The 18,155-nt window shown below is 43.1% G+C and carries 19 protein-coding genes and 1 other RNA gene; 14 read left to right on the top strand and 6 right to left on the bottom strand.

The features are described 5' to 3' along the window. Window positions 1–71: 71 nt before the first annotated feature. Complete coding sequence (gene map / locus JKM87_RS11745) at window positions 72–827, top strand: type I methionyl aminopeptidase (protein WP_202080641.1); 756 nt, start codon at window positions 72–74, stop codon at window positions 825–827. Between the two features lie 94 nt (window positions 828–921). Continuing rightward, a complete protein-coding gene (locus JKM87_RS11740) occupies window positions 922–2,889 on the top strand; it encodes an AMP-binding protein (protein WP_336885171.1) in 1,968 nt (655 codons plus the stop codon). A 234-nt stretch (window positions 2,890–3,123) separates the two neighbouring features. Here JKM87_RS11740 and ssrS read toward each other — a convergent pair. Then, window positions 3,124–3,302: non-coding RNA, 6S RNA (gene ssrS, locus JKM87_RS11735), on the bottom strand. 204 nt (window positions 3,303–3,506) lie between these two features. Here ssrS and JKM87_RS11730 point away from each other — a divergent pair. From JKM87_RS11730 to JKM87_RS11675, 12 genes are all read left to right on the top strand, one after another. Beyond that, window positions 3,507–3,869, top strand: a complete 363-nt coding sequence (locus tag JKM87_RS11730) for an ArsR/SmtB family transcription factor (protein ID WP_202080562.1) — start codon at window positions 3,507–3,509, stop codon at window positions 3,867–3,869. 175 nt (window positions 3,870–4,044) lie between these two features. Next, window positions 4,045–4,506 carry an ArsI/CadI family heavy metal resistance metalloenzyme gene (locus JKM87_RS11725; protein WP_202080561.1) on the top strand — a complete coding sequence of 154 codons (462 nt, stop codon included), beginning with the start codon at window positions 4,045–4,047 and terminating at the stop codon, window positions 4,504–4,506. Window positions 4,507–4,838: 332 nt separating this feature from the next. Next, on the top strand, window positions 4,839–6,071 hold the full coding sequence (locus JKM87_RS11720) for a dicarboxylate/amino acid:cation symporter (RefSeq protein WP_202080560.1): 1,233 nt from the start codon (window positions 4,839–4,841) through the stop codon (window positions 6,069–6,071). 265 nt (window positions 6,072–6,336) lie between these two features. Next, window positions 6,337–7,104 carry an NRDE family protein gene (locus JKM87_RS11715; RefSeq protein ID WP_202080559.1) on the top strand — a complete coding sequence of 256 codons (768 nt, stop codon included), beginning with the start codon at window positions 6,337–6,339 and terminating at the stop codon, window positions 7,102–7,104. A gap of 247 nt (window positions 7,105–7,351) precedes the next feature. Beyond that, window positions 7,352–7,927: a GNAT family N-acetyltransferase gene (locus tag JKM87_RS11710; protein WP_202080558.1), complete on the top strand. Its 576-nt coding sequence runs from the start codon at window positions 7,352–7,354 to the stop codon at window positions 7,925–7,927. Window positions 7,928–7,954: 27 nt separating this feature from the next. After that, entirely contained in the window at window positions 7,955–8,743 is a 789-nt protein-coding gene (locus JKM87_RS11705) for an SDR family oxidoreductase (protein ID WP_202080557.1), read from the top strand. A gap of 112 nt (window positions 8,744–8,855) precedes the next feature. Beyond that, window positions 8,856–9,464 (top strand): DUF3298 and DUF4163 domain-containing protein, encoded by a 609-nt coding sequence (locus JKM87_RS11700; RefSeq protein WP_202080556.1) that lies wholly within the window; start codon window positions 8,856–8,858, stop codon window positions 9,462–9,464. Window positions 9,465–9,573: 109 nt separating this feature from the next. After that, the gene (locus JKM87_RS11695) at window positions 9,574–10,137 is read left to right on the top strand and encodes a cysteine hydrolase family protein (protein ID WP_202080555.1); all 564 of its coding nucleotides are present in this window, start codon (window positions 9,574–9,576) and stop codon (window positions 10,135–10,137) included. Window positions 10,138–10,201: 64 nt separating this feature from the next. Continuing rightward, a complete protein-coding gene (nadE, locus tag JKM87_RS11690) occupies window positions 10,202–11,032 on the top strand; it encodes an ammonia-dependent NAD(+) synthetase (protein ID WP_202080554.1) in 831 nt (276 codons plus the stop codon). Window positions 11,033–11,256: 224 nt separating this feature from the next. Continuing rightward, a complete protein-coding gene (locus JKM87_RS11685) occupies window positions 11,257–11,691 on the top strand; it encodes a host-nuclease inhibitor Gam family protein (RefSeq protein WP_202080553.1) in 435 nt (144 codons plus the stop codon). Between the two features lie 210 nt (window positions 11,692–11,901). Next, the gene (locus JKM87_RS11680; protein WP_236838783.1) at window positions 11,902–13,557 is read left to right on the top strand and encodes a coproporphyrinogen III oxidase; all 1,656 of its coding nucleotides are present in this window, start codon (window positions 11,902–11,904) and stop codon (window positions 13,555–13,557) included. Window positions 13,558–13,742: 185 nt separating this feature from the next. After that, window positions 13,743–15,596 (top strand): PAS domain S-box protein, encoded by a 1,854-nt coding sequence (locus JKM87_RS11675; protein WP_202080552.1) that lies wholly within the window; start codon window positions 13,743–13,745, stop codon window positions 15,594–15,596. Window positions 15,597–15,604: 8 nt separating this feature from the next. Here the strand turns inward: JKM87_RS11675 and JKM87_RS11670 are convergent, their stop codons facing one another. The 5 genes from JKM87_RS11670 to JKM87_RS11655 form a co-directional block, all read right to left on the bottom strand. Further along, a complete protein-coding gene (locus JKM87_RS11670; RefSeq protein WP_202080551.1) occupies window positions 15,605–15,904 on the bottom strand; it encodes a helix-turn-helix domain-containing protein in 300 nt (99 codons plus the stop codon). Then, entirely contained in the window at window positions 15,876–16,049 is a 174-nt protein-coding gene (locus tag JKM87_RS11665) for a YvrJ family protein (RefSeq protein WP_202080550.1), read from the bottom strand. Before JKM87_RS11665 ends, JKM87_RS11670 begins: the two co-directional genes overlap by 29 nt. After that, window positions 16,049–16,666 (bottom strand): sigma-70 family RNA polymerase sigma factor, encoded by a 618-nt coding sequence (locus JKM87_RS11660; protein WP_202080549.1) that lies wholly within the window; start codon window positions 16,664–16,666, stop codon window positions 16,049–16,051. The genes JKM87_RS11665 and JKM87_RS11660 overlap by 1 nt, the downstream gene beginning before the upstream one ends. A 323-nt stretch (window positions 16,667–16,989) precedes the next feature. Then, the gene (locus tag JKM87_RS18095) at window positions 16,990–17,112 is read right to left on the bottom strand and encodes a hypothetical protein (RefSeq protein ID WP_272899210.1); all 123 of its coding nucleotides are present in this window, start codon (window positions 17,110–17,112) and stop codon (window positions 16,990–16,992) included. A gap of 111 nt (window positions 17,113–17,223) precedes the next feature. After that, entirely contained in the window at window positions 17,224–17,901 is a 678-nt protein-coding gene (locus JKM87_RS11655) for an N-acetylmuramoyl-L-alanine amidase family protein (RefSeq protein WP_202080548.1), read from the bottom strand. Between the last annotated feature and the right edge of the window lie 254 nt (window positions 17,902–18,155).

Below are 18,155 nucleotides of genomic sequence, written 5' to 3'. Positions count from 1 at the left end.
GTGACACGTATACACGCGTTAATCATACATCAAGACTGACACGAGATCGGTCGGTCAGGAAGAGGGGTTACATCATGAAATTAAAGTCAGCCAGTGAAATTGACAAGATGCATCAAGCGGGTAAGCTTTTGGCCGCTTGTCATCGTGAATTACGTCAACGCATCAAGCCTGGAGTCAGTACGATGGAATTGAACGATTTTGTTGAGCAATTTCTTAATAAGTATGGCGCCACCCCAGAACAAAAGGGCTATATGGGATATCCTTATGCAACGTGTGCCTCTGTTAACGACGTCATCTGTCATGGCATGCCCACACCAAACAAGTTAACAGATGGTGATATCGTGACCATCGATATGGTCGTAAACCTAGACGGATGGTTAGCCGATTCAGCATGGTCTTATCCGGTCGGACAAATTAATCCTGAGGCGCAACAATTGTTGCAGGTCACCCAAGAAGCTCTAAACCAAGGGATTGGCTTGGCAAAAGTGGGGAACCGCATCGGTGATATAGCTCATGCGATTCAAACTTTTGTAGAGGGACAGGGTTATGCCGTTGTAAAAGATTTTTGTGGCCATGGCATTGGGCAGGAAATGCATGAAGATCCTGAGGTTCCTCATTTCGGTGAACCCCATCAAGGGCCTGAATTAGAGGAAGGGATGGTGCTCACGATCGAACCGATGGTGAATGTGGGGACTGATCAACTGTATATTGATGATGATGGTTGGACAGCACGTACCCTTGATGGTCAGTTATCTGCGCAATATGAACACACGCTTGCCATAACGCATGAGGGTCCCGTTATACTAACCTCCCAGGACATTGAGTGAAAATGCATTAAAAAGAAGGGAATAGCACCACACATAGAGAATATAGATGCAACACGACTGTAAGCGCATACAAAATGGAAAGAGGTGTTATTTCTTGTCCCAACAAGCTGTATGGAAACCCTCAGAGGAGCAAATGCGAAACCTTCGACTTTATCGGTGGATGCAAAAGCACGGATACGATGATTATGACCATTTTTATCACAAGTCTATAGAGGATATAGAATGGTTCTGGGAGGAAGCTATAAAAGAAATTGGGATTGAATGGTTTCAACCCTATTCTCAACCACTCGATCTTTCCTTAGGCGTACAATGGCCTAAATGGTTCGTCGATGGCAAAATAAATGTGACGCATAATGCTTTAGACAAGTGGATTTTTCGAAATGATACGAAGAAAAAGCCAGCGATCATCTATGAAAATGAGTCCGAGACGGTCACGACGATCACTTATGAAGATTTAGAGCGAGAGGTCAGTCGCTTTGCTAGAGGGTTACGTTCCCTAGGTTTACAAAAAGGCGATACTGTCGTCCTCTTTATGCCCATGGTACCTGAAACCGTCGTTGCTATGCTCGCTATTTCCCGTATTGGTGCCATATTCACGCCCGTGTTCTCAGGATATGCACCTGATGCGATCAGTAAACGGGTTGAAGCAGCACAAGCCAAATGCGTGATCACGGCCGATGGATTTACAAGAAGACAAAAGAAAATACGGATGAAGCCGACTTTGGATCAGGCGTTACAGGATAACGAGAGTGTTCAACATGTTCTCGTCGTTTCAAATATAAAGGAAGAGGTGCCCATGCATGAGGGGCGTGACCTGTTATGGGAAAATGTTCTTCAAGATGGTGACCCGGTACCCTGTGAACAAATGCAGAGCGATGATCCATTCATGCTCATATATACCTCTGGCACGACAAGCCGACCAAAAGGCATTATTCATACCCATAGTGGGTTCCCGGTTAAAGCAGCGTTTGATGCGGGAATGACAATGGATGTGTGCCAAGAGGATAAAATGCTCTGGGTAACGGATATGGGGTGGATGATGGGCCCCTTTCTCGTCTACGGTACCTTGTTAAATGGCGCGACCATGGTGTTATTAGACGGATCCCCCGATTATCCCGACCCAGGTCGACTATGGCGTTTGGTTGAGAAGCATCAGTTAACGCATATTGGGATTTCTCCAACCTTGATAAGAGCCTTAATGCCCCAAGGGGAAAAATGGTATCGCGATTGCGATCTGTCTTCATTAAAGCTGTTTGGCTCCACGGGTGAACCTTGGAATCCCGAACCGTGGCTATGGTTGTTTAACGAAGTAGGAAAAAAGAATATTCCAATCTATAACTACTCAGGTGGAACAGAGATTTCTGGCGGCATATTTGGGAATGTGTTGCTTAAACCGATTGTACCGACAGCTTTTAATGTGGCTTTACCTGGTATGCACGCGGATATACTTAATCCAGAAGGGGAGTCTGTACTTGGTCTGCCCGAAGAGGTCGGTGAGTTAGTGCTTAAAAAGCCTTGGGTCGGCATGGCTCATGGGTTCTGGCAGGAGCCAGAGCGATACGAACGAACATATTGGAGCCGTTGGCCTGATACATGGGTGCATGGCGATTGGGTCAAACAAGATGGTGAAGGACACTGGTACATTACGGGCAGGTCAGATGACACGCTTAACATTGCGGGTAAACGAATGGGACCCGCTGAAATGGAGTCAATCCTTGTTCAGCACGACAGTGTGAAAGAAGCCGGGACCATCGGTGTACCCGATGAGATCAAAGGGGAGGTTGCCGTGTGTTTTGTGGTACTCACGTCTGAAGATCAGGTCGCGCCAGAAAAAGATGAATTAAGACAAGAGCTTAAAACACTTGTAGGAGAAAAGCTAGGTAAGGCCCTACGTCCAAAGGATGTTCATTTCGTCTCGGATTTACCAAAGACAAGGAATGCCAAAGTCATGCGTAGAGTCATACGTGCAGCGTACTTAGGAGAAGATCTAGGTGATACATCTGCCCTAGAGAACCCCGATGTATTAGATGAGATCAATCGTGTCCAATCTGTGAATAAATAAGCATAAGAATTTTCAAATGTCGTAAACTCTGATATACTTTCTTTAATGACTGTAAGTAACGCTCACCACACATGAGCCTTTGATACCTCATCCGTTCGGGTGGGGTATTTTGTGCTATACATATATGACCGCCTTTATGAAGGCCTTCTTTCTTGCGCTCTTACCCTAACATTTGACATATAACCTTTTTTGTTATGTATCTAGTGTAGCAGATCATAGGTATACAAATAAAAAAAGTACCCCACGCAGTCGTTACTCGTCATGCCTTTAAACCCGCTCACGCAGGTGGGTACTCGCATCATGCCTTCCAACTTCCATTTGCCGGATGGCTTGTTGTTGGGCATGAAATATTGAATTCCCTTATTAACAGCATCGGTTTAAGACAGTGGAGCTCACGATCATTGTAGGATACTTTATTTATATATGGTTCATTATCAACTGTTTTTTGTTGGTCAATTAAGAATATAACATGTTTGCTTGTTTGACTCAACGGTAATCACTGGCATTTCATTAAGGATTTACTAAAAAGAAGGGAAGATGTAAATTTAATCATTGAAATGACAATAAACAAAAGGTATACTAACATTAGATCAAAAAAAATTGATGAAGGTGATCCTATGAACCACACCCATACTAAGACTCAAGCTCATACCCAAACCAATAGCCCATCCATCGCTCCCATTGTAGTAGAAAATGGTTTTGATCAGTATGAGAAACAGTTCAAAGCACTAGCGGATAAAAAAAGACTTGAAATCATGTACCAGCTCTGTCAACATGGCGAAATTTGCGTGTGCGAGTTGTCCGGATTATTCAACATGTCTCAGTCAAAAATATCTTACCATCTCAAAATTTTATTAGATGCCAAGCTCATTACAAAAGAAACGAGGGGTACATGGCATTACTACGCACTTAATGACGTAGAAGTTAATCATCTTCTATCGGAGGAATTGTGCTGTATTTTTCGTCAAAGCTCCAAGTGAGCTTCTGGGTTAAATAGCTTTTGACACAGGTGAGAATGGTACATAAATACACATATTATTGAATGCTATTCTAAGTTAAAGACATTGTTATGGGATGTGGATGGTTTGTGGCTTTAATATCAATTTTTTTTGATCTAAATATCAAAAATTATTGATTTAAGAAAGGAGAATGTTAATGAATGTGCATGTAGGACTAAATGTGACGAAGTTAGAAGAGTCTATCCAATTTTATACTCAATTGTTTGGTGAGGGACCTGTTAAAACAAAAGCAGACTACGCCAAATTTCTGCCAGCTGACCTAAATCTAAACTTTACCTTGAATGTAACTCCGGAAGTCTCTGGCAACCAGGTGGGGCACTTTGGAATACAAGTGGCATCAGGCCATCAATTAAAACAACATCAACAACGCCTAGAAGCAATGGGTTTCTTTGCACGTGAAGAAATGGATACACATTGCTGTTATGCCCAACAAGATAAATTTTGGATTACAGATCCAGACGGTAATGAGTGGGAATTTTTCTATACCAAAGGGGATGTAGAAAATGAGCAAGTGTCTGTTGCTCATGGAAGCAAAGAGGCTGACGCCACTCAAACAGGTCGCACGCCAACAGAACAAAGTCCATCCTGTTGCGGGTAAGCGTCTCGTCGCCCCGATAAAATAGAAAAAATATGAGGGAGATGTCTTGTTCAAGGCATCTCTTTCAACTCATCGCCTACAATTGTATTTCAATCCACCTGGATTTACTTGTATTTACTTTACTCTTTTGATGTACTGCCCTGTTCGATACCGTTTCCCTTGGCGTACAGAGACGCGAGGATATCCTCTCTTTTGGTAATCATTTGGCACATATCAAAGGACTCAAATCAATGATTGATAGCATGTATAGACCACAGTATAATGGTATCAAACCACCCATCATGGATAGGAGGGATTGTCGACCATCATAACAAAATAAAGGAGGAACAACTATGTCGTTAACCAAAAAGATTTTAATCGGTATGGGACTAGGTATCCTAGTTGGATTAATCTTAAATGGGATGCCGATTTATGAGCCGATCAGTGCTTATATCTTAAATCCATTAGGCACCATTTTTATCAATTTCATTAAAATGTTAGTTGTGCCTATTGTCGTCATCTCACTCATACTCGGGACGGCCGGTATCAGTGATCCTAAAAAGCTCGGGCGCTTAACGGGTAAAACCATCGGATATTTTCTTGTGACGACTTCTGTTGCTCTTATCATAGCCATTAGTTTAGCTACCGTTTTTAAACCTGGCATAGGTGATTACTCTCTAGAAGGGGCTGAGTTTGAAGGAGAAAGTGCCCCTCCAGTCGTAGATACGTTGCTTAACATCATTCCAACGAACCCATTGAATGCGATGGTAGAGGGAAACATGTTACAGGTCATTTTCTTCTCCATTCTCGTTGGGTATGCTTTAGCACGATTAGGAGATAAGACGGAAGGTATTAAAAAACTAGTCGAACAGGCCAATGATGTTCTCATGTTCCTAGTTGGATTAGCTATGAAGCTTGCACCATACGGGGCGTTTGGTCTTATTGCCGTTGCTATAGGTGGGCAAGGATATGATGCTATATTGGCCATGGGTAAGTACTTCCTACTCGTGTTACTGGCGTTAGGGATACACTTGTTTGTCACTTATGGTACTGCCGTTGCAACGCTTGGTAAAATGAATCCTATCACATTTATTAAAAAGTTCTCACCTGCTATGGTCGTTGCTTTTAGTACGTCTAGTAGTTCGGCCACACTCCCAGTGTCTATGGACAAAGCGCAGAAAGAATTAAACGTTCCTAAAAGTGTCAGTGGTTTTGTTCAACCTCTGGGCGCCACTATTAATATGGACGGAACAGCGATTATGCAAGGGGTTGCAACAGTATTCATCGCGCAGTTGGTCGGTGCTAATTTAGGTGTATCTGAAATACTCATTGTCGTACTCACGGCAACGCTAGCTAGTATTGGGACGGCTGGTGTGCCAGGTGTGGGGATCATTATGTTATCTATGGTGTTAACATCAGTCAACCTTCCAGTTGAAGCCATCGCCTTAGTCTTAGGGGTTGACAGATTACTAGACATGACTCGTACCGCCGTAAACATTACAGGAGATGCCGCGTGTGCGGTTGTGGTGTCGAAGTCAGAAGAAAAACACGTGACCACACACCATGATGACACCGTCAGTGTGTAATGTGATAACATACGCAGATGATACAGATAAAAGGCAGGCAACGAGTAGGTTGCCTGCCTTCTTTTTTAACTTGCAAATCTATAGCCTCACAAGCTGTATAAATGAGTAAATCATACTAGGCAGGTCCCACAAGGAATATATGGGGTTATGAGAGACATAAACAATGCCGATCCTTATCATGTTAGCAGAAGAATGGGCCAAACTGTATGACTGATAAGTGGTGAGTGGATCATAAGCGTACTAGAGCAGAAACGAGGGATGATTCGTGTGTTTAATCCTATTTGCCTACAAAGTTCACCCGCAGTATCCTTTGGTTGTAGCAGCCAATCGGGATGAATTTTATAATCGTCCGACGGCACACGCACATTTTTGGGAAGATCATGCGCATGTCTTAGCGGGGCGTGATTTAGAAAGCATGGGAACATGGATGGGCGTCACAACGGATGGAAGATTTGCTGCGCTTACAAATTATCGACATCCAAAAGAAAATGCGGTTGGAAAACAATCTCGTGGACACTTAGTGAGTCAATATTTGATACGTCAAGAAGAAGCGGAAGGGTACCTACGGAGTGTGGCTCAGCAACGTGACGTGTACCAAGGGTATAACCTGTTGGTGGGTAACTTGTCAGCACTGTTTTACTATTCAAATAGAGAAAATAATATCCGACGTCTTAAGGCTGGAATTTACGGTTTGAGTAATCATTTACTTGATAGTGATTGGCCCAAGGTTAATATCGGGAAAGCGCTTATGGCCCATACGTTACAACATGTGAAAAAGGAACGAGCAATCGTCGATGACCTGTTCAATATTCTCGAGCGCACGGACCCGGCACCAGATGCACAGCTTCCTGATACAGGCGTCCCCCTTGACTGGGAACGATTCCTCTCGCCCCTATTTATCCAAGGGCAAGAGTATGGGACTCGCAGTTCAACGGTCTTACTGATGACAAATGATCGTCTTCACTTTACAGAACGCGCTTTTTCGTTAGCAGGTGATGTTAATGAAAGCACCTTCCATGTCCCGTTGAGGTGATTCAATGATTCATCCCACAGGCAGCTCGTCACAAGCAGGAAGTGACGTGCCGATGTCGAATATGTCCATAAAGACTTAGAAAACAAACAACATAAGGACCCTTATATTTGATGATCATATACAATGATCATATACAATGATCATATTGCAAGGCATAGACAAGACAAGCTTCATCACATGATGTGAGGTGTCCTAAGCTCCGGCAGCATTCAAGATATGGTCATAATGAGAGGAGGGAGTGAGCCTCTTGATCCAGCCAACCCAAATCAAAGTCACAGGTCAACAGGTCACTTTAAGGAGTATCAAAAAAGAGGATATCCCAACGTTGTATCATCTTATGTATGGTGAAAGACACCCTGAATGGAAAAAGTGGGATGCGCCATATATCCCTTTGAATCCCACAAGCTATGAAGATTTTTCTGCCTCCATTAAGCGTCATATAGAAACGGTATCAACGCCGTCTAGACTGGTCATAGAAGCAGACCAACACGTTATTGGGACCGTCAGCTATTATTGGATGCACGAGGCATCAAAATGGCTTGAAGTCGGGATTGTTATATTTAAACCTCAGTATTGGAACGGCGGGTACGGTTCAGAAGCCTTATCCATGTGGCGAGACCTTCTATTCAGCTCTGACCTTCAGCTTGTCAGATTGGGATTAACCACTTGGTCAGGTAATATTAGAATGGTCCGTTGTGCTGAGAAAATCGGCATGATAGAAGAAGCTAGGATTCGCAAAGCCCGCTACTATGATGGTGTTTACTATGATTCTATTAAAATGGGCATGTTACGCGAGGAATGGGATGAGCTTGTATCCAGCTAAGCATAATCAAAAAAGGAGTGAGCGTGTATGGATTTAAATTTACAGGGGAAAGTGGCCCTCGTTGTTGCTTCTAGTCAAGGGTTAGGAAAAGCGGTCGCGAAGGCGCTCGTACAAGAGGGCGCACATGTGATGTTGACAAGCCGAGATGAGCGTAAATTAAAAGACGTACAACAATCGTTTGAACAGCTAGGTGGAGGAAAAGTGGCTTATCAAGTAGCGGATATCACTAAGAAAGAGGATATCCAAGCCCTTGTCCAAGCTACAAGAGATCAATTAGGGCGGATAGATATATTAGTCAATAATGCAGGAGGTCCTCCGGGAGGGACGTTTGAAGATTTTGAAGATGAACAGTGGCAACAAGCGTTTGAACTGAACTTACTGAGCTATATACGTCTGATTCGAGAGGCCTTACCTGACCTGAAAGCAGCTCAGTCTGGCCGTATTATTAATATCGCCTCATCCTCAATCAAGCAACCGATTCACGGTTTAATCTTATCGAATACCTTTCGCTTAGGGATATTAGGATTGGCAAAATCCTTAGCCGAAGAACTCGCTCCACACGGTGTCCTTGTGCATACGATAGGACCTGGTCGTATCGCAACGGACCGAGTGGCCTCACTAGACCAGAAGAAAGCCGATTCACTCGGTATGACACGTGAAGAGGTAGCCGAGCAATCTAAAAAAGCCATTCCACTGGAGCGTTACGGCGATCCTGAGGAGTTTGCTAAAGTAGCGGCATTCTTTGCGTCTGACGCCTGCACATACATGACGGGTGGTGCTTTTCTTGTAGATGGCGGGATGGTGAAGGCCATCTAGCGTTCTTTCAGCCATTTGCAGTCAAGGAACTGTGAGGCGGTTTAGTGTCACCGATTTGCAAGCGACTGAATAGGCTAATGTAAATGAAATGTAGCCTAAGGAGTTGGTCAACATGAACGGTGTACAACTGCCCGTCTTAGTACATCCTAGAACATTATCGGCACCCCATGTCGAAATTACCTATCCGGAAATATCAGGTACTCATCGTATGGCTCAAGAACGCATTAATGCGGTCATAAACCGAACCGTCCACGAATTAATTCGCGATCAAGGATATTATCATACGCCTCATATGGAGATGACGGGGACGTTTGAAATTAAAACAAATGAAAGAGGGATTTTAAGTTTAACTCTGTCTAATTATGCGTACGCCCCTGGCGCTGCACATGGTTTGACCTTAATGTATGCCCTGACCTTTGACATACATACGGGTCGTACTTACAGCTTAGCGGAACTATTTAAGCCCGGGGCAGATTACGTGAATCGTCTCTCTACACTTGTTCAGCAACAAATAGAATCAAGGCAACTCCCCATACTGGCACCGTTTGAAGGCATTCAACCCAATCAGCCTTACTATATCGCAGATAAAGCTCTTGTCCTATATTATCCGCTTTATGAGTTAGTGCCTTACGTTTATGGGTTTCCGTATTTCCCAATTTCCGTATACGACATACAGGATATACTGGATGAAGAAGGACCATTGGGTCGGATGTTGTACTAATGGGTGTCGCATTTACGAAAAAGGCCATATCACGGCCTTTTTTTGTAAAAGTATTTATCATAATCACAACATTATTCACGAAGGAACCAACAAAAAGGAGGATAAAGACATGGTCAATCAAACGGTTACTAAAGCACTCATTAACATTGATTATACGTACGATTTCGTTGCAGAGGATGGCCGATTGACGTGCGGTGAACCGGGCCAAGCCATTGAAGAAAAGATTTGTGAACTGACTCAGGCATTTATAGATGAAGGTGCCTTTGTTGCTTTTGCTATAGATCTGCATCACGAAGATGATCGTTACCACCCTGAGACAGCGTTATTCCCACCCCATAATGTAGCAGGGACGAAAGGGAGACAGCTTTACGGACGCTTGGAAGACGTATATCTAACGCATCAAGCGAAACCAAACGTTTATTACACAGATAAGACGCGATACAGTGCCTTTGCCGGGACAGATCTCGACCTTCAACTCCGTGCTCGAGGCATTCAAGAGCTCCATCTTGTAGGCGTTTGTACTGATATTTGTGTCTTACATACCGCTGTCGATGCATACAACCTAGGTTATAAGCTCGTGATTCATCAGCAAGCTGTGGCGAGTTTTAACACGCAGGGACATGAGTGGGCTCTGGGACACTTTAAAAACTGCTTAGGTGCGGACGTTCGCTAAGCTCGCTTGTCCTCTACATCGAAAAACTGATAAAGTAGTATTATATGGTAGGAGGGTGAAGATATTGAAACCATTACAAAAACAGATTATAGAAGCATTAGAAGTCAAACCACAGATCGACCCGAACGAAGAAATTCGCCGCAGTGTTGATTTCCTAAAAGACTACATGAAGGCGCACCCCTTTCTAAGAAGCTTTGTACTAGGCTTATCTTTAGGACAAGATTCTACCTTAACAGGGAGATTAGCCCAGATGGCCGTTAACGAGTTAAATGAGGAGTTAGGTGAAAGTAAGTATACCTTTATCGGGGTAAGATTACCGTACGGTGAGCAAAAAGACGAAGAAGATGCTGATCTTGTTATGGACTTTATACAACCTGATGAATTAGTGACCGTTAATGTTAAGGGGGCTGTCGATGCCAGTGTGCAAGCCCTTGAAGCAGCAGGGATTGAGTTAAACAATTTTCTTAAGGGTAATGAGAAGGCTAGAGAGCGCATGAAGGTCCAGTTCAGTATCGCCGGTGCGCGCCAGGGTGTTGTACTAGGAACGGATCATTCAGCCGAGGCCGTGACGGGATTCTTCACTAAATATGGAGACGGAGCAGCGGATCTCGTTCCCATCTTTCGGTTGAATAAACGCCAAGGAAAAATGCTGCTCAAAGCTTTAGGATGCCCTGAAAAGCTGTATGAAAAAGTACCGACAGCGGACTTAGAAGATGATAAACCACAACTGCCAGATGAAGTGGCCCTCGGTGTCACTTATGATGAAATAGATGATTACCTAGAAGGTAAAGAGATTAAAGAGGAAAGCGCTCAGAGAATAGAGTCATTATTCTTAAAAACGCGACATAAGCGCCAGGATCCTGTTACAGTCTTTGATCAATGGTGGAAAGAATAAATAAGTGAATGATGGCTAATCAATCAATTTATTAAACAAGCAAACAAACAAACAATCAAACAATCAATCATTCAATTTAGCAATCAATAAATGAAACAATCCCTCCTAGTCACAGGGGGGGTTTTTTAATGGTAAGCCAGAGGCATCAAAATGGCTGGTATAAGTCGCCCCCCTAAGCATACATATGGCAATAAAAGGAATGCCATCGAAAGGGGGCGAGACTTGTGCCACACGCTAGGAAAAAAGAGTCCACATCTAGCCAAGACACTACGTCTGCATCTCTCAGTTTAACGGAAGACAAGTGTTCTAGGTATATCGCTTTACAAGCGGAAATGAAACGTCTTGAAGGTGAGCTATCACAGTTGAAGAAAGAGATCCATCACTATTTTGATCAAACGCAAGGAGAGGGTCACCGGGGAGAAAGACAGATTGGTTCCTACAAAATCACCAGACAAATCCGTGTCTCCAAACAGTATGATAAAGCCAAGACGGTCAACCGTTTAGAAGAACTGCAATTAACGGATTGTATAGACGTCGAACGTAAGCCGAACGCAGAGAAAATAGAAGCCGCCATTTCTTTAGGGCTCATGTCTGCTGATAAAATAAAAGATTGTATCAGTGAGAAAAAGACCAAAGCGATACAAGTGAAACAAGTATAAGGACTTTGGATGGCCATACACTTCAACCTACGCTACAACTGGGTGTAAGAGTATGGCATTTTTTTATTTCCCAAACAGATAGATGTCTTTATTCAATCGGGATGGTGAGGGACGGGTGCTTTTCGATCAGGATTGACCGGCTGAACAGATTTGGTTACACTTGTATCAGAAAAAAAGACACGAACTGTGGCACGAAAGAGGCTTAGAGAGATGAACATTGAAGTATACGGACTACCTGAACATTTACATCGACCCATGGAACTGCTGACGCAGCTGTTCTATGAGTCACCGACGTTGCAATTTTATACAGCAGAGAGTGGAGATCAACACGACAATCCACATCATGAGAAACGTGTTGATTTAGAAAACGATAACCACGATAACCAAAAGCCACATAACAGTGACGGTGAGCACACGCTAAAAGGTGATACTGAGAACACGCTAAAAATCGAAGTGAATTTTGAACGGGAAGTGGAACCAGACAACGATAGTGTCACTGTCCGTTCCCACGTCAAGTTAGAGGATCTCCAATCCGGTCAGCATGTTGAAAACACGTTTGAAGCATCATTCCCATCGTTTGCAACTGAAAAGGATCAAAAACGGGCGTATAAGCACTGTCTCAATCATAATGTGCTAGATGTTTTACAATCTTTTACCGGTGTCATTCAGCCGTGGGGCATCTTAACAGGGATACGACCGACGAAACTGCTCCACAACATGCTACAGGAAGGGCAACCGTTGGAGAAAGCACACGACAGCCTCCGACAACGTTATCGGATACAGGATGACAAGATCAATCTGATGCAAAACATCGTGGATCGGCAGCTCGAGGTCGTACCCGATCTGCATGATCTCAATCGGGAGGTCAGTATATATATCGGCATCCCTTTTTGCCCAACGAAATGTGCCTACTGTACTTTCCCGGCGTACAGTATTCAAGGACAACAAGGGTCCGTTGGTGCCTTCTTAGAAGGACTGCATTATGAAATTAAGCACACGGGTCAATGGCTCCGAGATCATGGGATAGGTATTACCACCGTTTATTTCGGAGGAGGTACACCAACGAGTATAGAGGCGGAGCAAATGGATGCCCTCTATGAGGAGATGTATCGCTCCCTTCCTGGCATGGAACAGGTACGTGAACTAACAGTTGAAGCTGGACGTCCTGACACCATTACACCTGAAAAAATTGACGTCTTAAAGAAACATCATATTGATCGCATTAGCATTAATCCGCAATCCTACACGGAGGATACGTTACAAGCGATTGGGCGTCATCATTCTGTTGAGGAAACGATTGAGAAGTATAAGATGGCAAAGGCTCGCGGACTTAATAACATCAATATGGACCTGATTATCGGTCTGCCTGGTGAAGGTGTCAAGGAATTGGAACACTCATTAGAGGAGACGGCCAAACTTAGACCCGAATCCTTGACCGTTCATACGCTATCTTTTAAACGAGCGTCAGCCATGACCAAGAATCGGGAGAAGTATCAAGTGGCCAATCGAGATGAGATTGTTCAGATGATGCAGCTGGCTTCCGATTGGACACAAGCCCAAGGCTACCATCCGTACTACCTCTATCGTCAGAAGAATATCCTTGGGAACCTTGAAAATGTCGGCTATGCCCTCCAAGGCAAGGACAGTATTTACAACATCATGATTATGGAGGAAAAGCAAACGATTATCGGACTAGGCTGTGGGGCGTCTAGTAAGTGGGTTCACCCCGTTACAGGGAAGATCACGCGATTTGCGAATCCCAAGGAACCCCGAGCGTACAATGAAGGCTATCAGGACTACACTCAGAAAAAGCTTGAAATCTTAGAAGCGCTTTATGCAAAGCACCACACCGTCGATATCAAATGACTACGAGCCAGAATAGAGCAGACTGTAGCGCCAAAGTGGCACTGCAGTCTTTTTTACAAGGACAAGAAAATGACAGACAAGTTATGGTATGATTAAGATTGGGGCAAGAAGTCTAGATACTGATACAAGTTAAATGATCAAAATATTTTGAATGGTAAATGGGAAAAATAGGGGATGGTTTAAGCGTGTCAAAAGAAATATATCGCTCACATGAACAGATTGAGAAAAGTATTGGTATGTTACTAAGGCATGTGTCGGACATGGTTTTTCTTATCCAGGTCGAGAATGAAAATGCTGGTGTGTTCCGATGTATTGACATCAATGATACTTATGAACATGTCACCGGATTATCAAAAAATGAGATCATCGGGAAGAGAATTGAGGAGATAATGGATGAACCGTACGCCACTTTTGTCATCCAACAGTATACAAAAGCCATATCTACACAAAAAGTGATCCATTATAACGAGCATATCCAGTTTCCAAAAGGACTCATCAAAATGAATATTTTCTTAGTACCAATGTTTAATAAAGCGGGTCGGTGTACACACATACTCGGTATCGCCTCTGATATTAGCGATGCTGACCTAGGTCTCGATTATCTTAATCATAGATTCGAATCTGTCGTGCAGACGGCACAGGATGCTATTATATTGGCGGATCAGCATATGGAAGTGATCTATTGGAATAGAGGGGCTGAAACGATCTTTGGCTATCAAGCCAACGAGGTCTTAGGCAAAAAATTAGACATCATTATTCCTGATCAGTATAGGGAAGCGCACAAGAAAGGCATTGAAAGATACCTTAAGACGGGTGAAAAGAAAGTACTAGGTCGCACCATTGAGTTATCGGGTCTGAGAAAAGACGGGGTAGAGTTCCCAATAGAATTGTCTCTTAACTCGTGGAGAATGGGGCACAAGGAATATTTTAGCTCCATTATCCGCGATATCACAGAGCGTAAACAGAGTGAAGAAAAGTTACGTAAGCGGGAAGAAGTGTATCGCAAAATCGTCGAGCACTCCCCAGATGCCGTTATTATTATTAAAGACAGAAAGGTTTTGTATATCAATCAAACGGGTGTGAACCTCTTGGGCTACAATGCCAAAGAAGAACTGCTTCACCTTTCAATCTATGATTATATCCACCCTGACTATCATGAAGCTGTCGAGGAACGATTGAAGAGGATGGAAGCGGGCGTCTCAGTTGAACTATTAGAGGAGGTATTTGTTAAAAAGGACGGCACCCTGATAGACGTAGAAGTGAAGGCCATACCGACCATTTTTGAGGATGAACCGGCTTTTCACGTGATCGTTCGGGATATCACCGAAAGGAAAAGAACGAGAGAACTCCTTCAGGACTCAGAAAAACGTTCAGTCGTCGGTCAGTTAGCCGCAGGTATTGCACATGAAATCAGAAATCCACTTACGTCATTAAAAGGTTTTTTACAATTAATGGATCAGACAGAGTTTGCCCAAACCAATTACTATCAGATTATGAATTCAGAATTGGAACGGATTGAATACATATCGAGTGAACTCTTAGTGTTAGCCAAGCCCCAATCAGTTGAGTACAAGCCCGTTAACATTCCTCAAATGCTGTTGAATGTCATACCCTTAATGGAGACCAGGGCAATTATGCATAACGTAGAAATTATCACTCACCTAGCAGAGGACATCCCTTATGTAAAAGGGGATAACAACCATCTCAAACAGGTCTTTATCAATTTTATTAAAAATGCGATCGAAGCGATGCCTAAGGGCGGTCGTATACATATCGAGGTAGAAGTAGAACGACAGCCCACACCCCAAGTGATCGTTAGCGTGAAGGATGAAGGGCGGGGCATTCCCGAAAATGAAATTAAAAAATTAGGCCAGCCGTTCTACTCTACAAAGGAAAAAGGGACAGGGCTCGGCCTTATGGTGAGCTTTAAAATCATTGAGGATCACGGCGGGTGGATTGAAATCAATAGTGAGGTTAATAAAGGTACTGTGATCAGTGTCCATTTACCTTTTGATCAAAGCCATACCACAAATATGTAGCGTGCTAGCTAAGCTAGCACGCTTTTCTCTTTATGAGGCTCTCCTACAGTATGCCTGTCATGAACGTGATGGATATAGTCAAAAAAACCTGGTGTATTTCCCGTTTGGAACTGTGATACAGCCTCTAGAAGTTTAAGGTGGAGCACCTGTTTCAGGTCATCTCGATTTTGGCGTGTGGTCCTGCGCAAAGATTGGTGTACTTTTGGTTCAAATTGCTGCAAAAGGCTGATTAGAGCCGCCTTGTCCCTTTTTTGGGCAAGTGTCAATAATTGATATAAGTTACCCATGGTGATTGATTCTCCATTCATGAATCACATTCTTTAATTCAATGATGGCCTGTTCCAACTTCCTGATACGTGTTTCAAAACGAATTAATAAGTATAATGTGATCATAATAGGAAAGCCGAAATTAGCTAAGATATGAATCAGCATGGGCATTTCCATTGTGGTCATTAACATGCGCTCCCTTCTAACGCTCGTTTTAATTTTTGTAATGCAGACCGTCGCGATTGTGAAATCGCTTGCTGAGAGACCCCTAACTGCTCGGCAATGTCCTTATCCCGCAGTTGATCTCGATAAGCGAGCTGTAATATGTCTCTCTGTTTGGAGGTCAGAGAAAGGAAGGCATGGTATACACTTTCGTTGGTTATTAAATCTTCTAGATTCTCCGATTGGGCATCTAAAGTTTCACCAACAGCTTCGTCATGATTATTGGAAAGTTTGCTTAGCCATGCTTCCTCATCATCCTCACCCGTCTGATCAAGGATAAGTGTCATACGTTTTTGTGTCAGCCTTTCCTTTTGATCAAAGTGTATCGCTTCGTAATATAATATTTTTGAGATATATTTGATGAATCGAATTTCAGTGTAAAATTCTTTGAATGCCCTGTCTAAAGCAGCCATGTTCTCTTCGTTAGGGTCAGAGAGGACGTTCTCAAGTCGCGTTTGATGATTTGGTTCCTGAAAAAAGGCGTATAAAATACGATCTGAGCCAATGGCCTGTTGAACACGCTGTTTTAATGTTTCATCTAATGTTGTGGACGTCATCTTCCTCTTGTTCTGATGGGACATCGCATCACCTCACTTATCAGTGTAATAGGAATTGAAACACTCGACCTACGCTTTATCTTCTCTTCATCTATACTATTAGCGCACGTGATCTACTAGATATCTTGGCTTTATGTGTCGTCTTGCTGTTATTATGGCACCATTCTTAGCAAACGGGTCTAGCATCGTACAAGGTGTGTTCAAGTTAAATCACTACGTATAACTTACAGCCTCATGAAAAGAAGTGCTCTTAAATAATTGAATAGAAGTGAACTTTAATGTTTGAAAAGAAAGGCCCTTAACCTTTTGAGGGCTAAGGACCTTTTGAAGTTAATCAATGCATGGGGTTAGACCTTCTGTACTAGGATTTCATACGCAGAACCGATGTGGCGCTCCACCTCGTTTAAAATGTTCTGCCTCTCAGAATACGCACCGACTTGTTCACCGTCCACAATGACACGATATAGCATGAACGTTGCCTCCTCTCTATAATATTAGGTTCTTTTTGGATATATATGAATCTACTAAATTACTCATATTCTACCGACTCATATGACCCCTATCACTGGTGTAGCTTTAAATTAGACACGTTGAACCAGAATGTCGTTAGCAGATCCTAAATGGTTATCCACTTGATTTAGTATATTCTGCGTTTCAGAATAGGCGCCTACTTGTGTCCCATCTACGATGACACGATGTAATGTATCGCCACCGTCCCCCGACTTTTTCTGTAGGTTAAAGGCCTTCTCTAACCCGTTAACATGGCCTCTCGCTATCGTTCGGAGATAGTTTGCATCTTTTAATAGCGCAGCATCACTAGAATGATCAATAAACAAGTTTTCCGTTAGGATAGCTGGCATATAAGTTTCTCTCAACACCGCAAAGTTTGCGCTTTTCTTACCGCGGTCGCGTACATTCATGGCACGGACAATCTCAGGGTGAATAATATCTTGGGCACGGACAGATCCGCTTGTTCTTGTCGTATGAATATATGACTCGAAGCCTGTTCCACCACCTGCGTTAATATGGACGGACATGAAGTAATCGGCTCCCCAGGAATTGGCCATATTCGCCCGCTGAGACAGTCCTACGTATACGTCAGAGTCTCTTGTCATGTTGACAGATACCCCCGTATACTCGTTGACTAAGAAGTCTCGTATATGCCTCGCAATCGTCAGTGTCAAATCCTTCTCTTGTAACCCGTTTCCTACTGCACCTGGATCAGATCCACCATGCCCAGGATCAATCATAATTTTCATCTAGAAATCCCCCTTTTCATTTTTTAGAAGCGCTTCTACTTCATAAAAGGAGATTAGCGATCAAAAATACAACATGTTTTAAAAAATTTCTAAAATATCCTAATATATTGCCATATAATGGCATTGTTAGGTTTCGGAGGTATATCTATAGACCCAATTTATTTCAACTTTCCAAACATATGTCTAGGCTATTGGTCACTTTTATGTTGAAGAAACAGGAGTTTTGTAGAAAGTTTAGAATATAGTAGGTCGTT

Origin of the sequence: Caldalkalibacillus salinus, from assembly GCF_016745835.1 — a bacterium.
Taxonomy (GTDB): domain Bacteria; phylum Bacillota; class Bacilli; order Caldalkalibacillales; family JCM-10596; genus Caldalkalibacillus_A; species Caldalkalibacillus_A salinus.
This window is presented reverse-complemented; position numbering and strand designations above follow the sequence as displayed.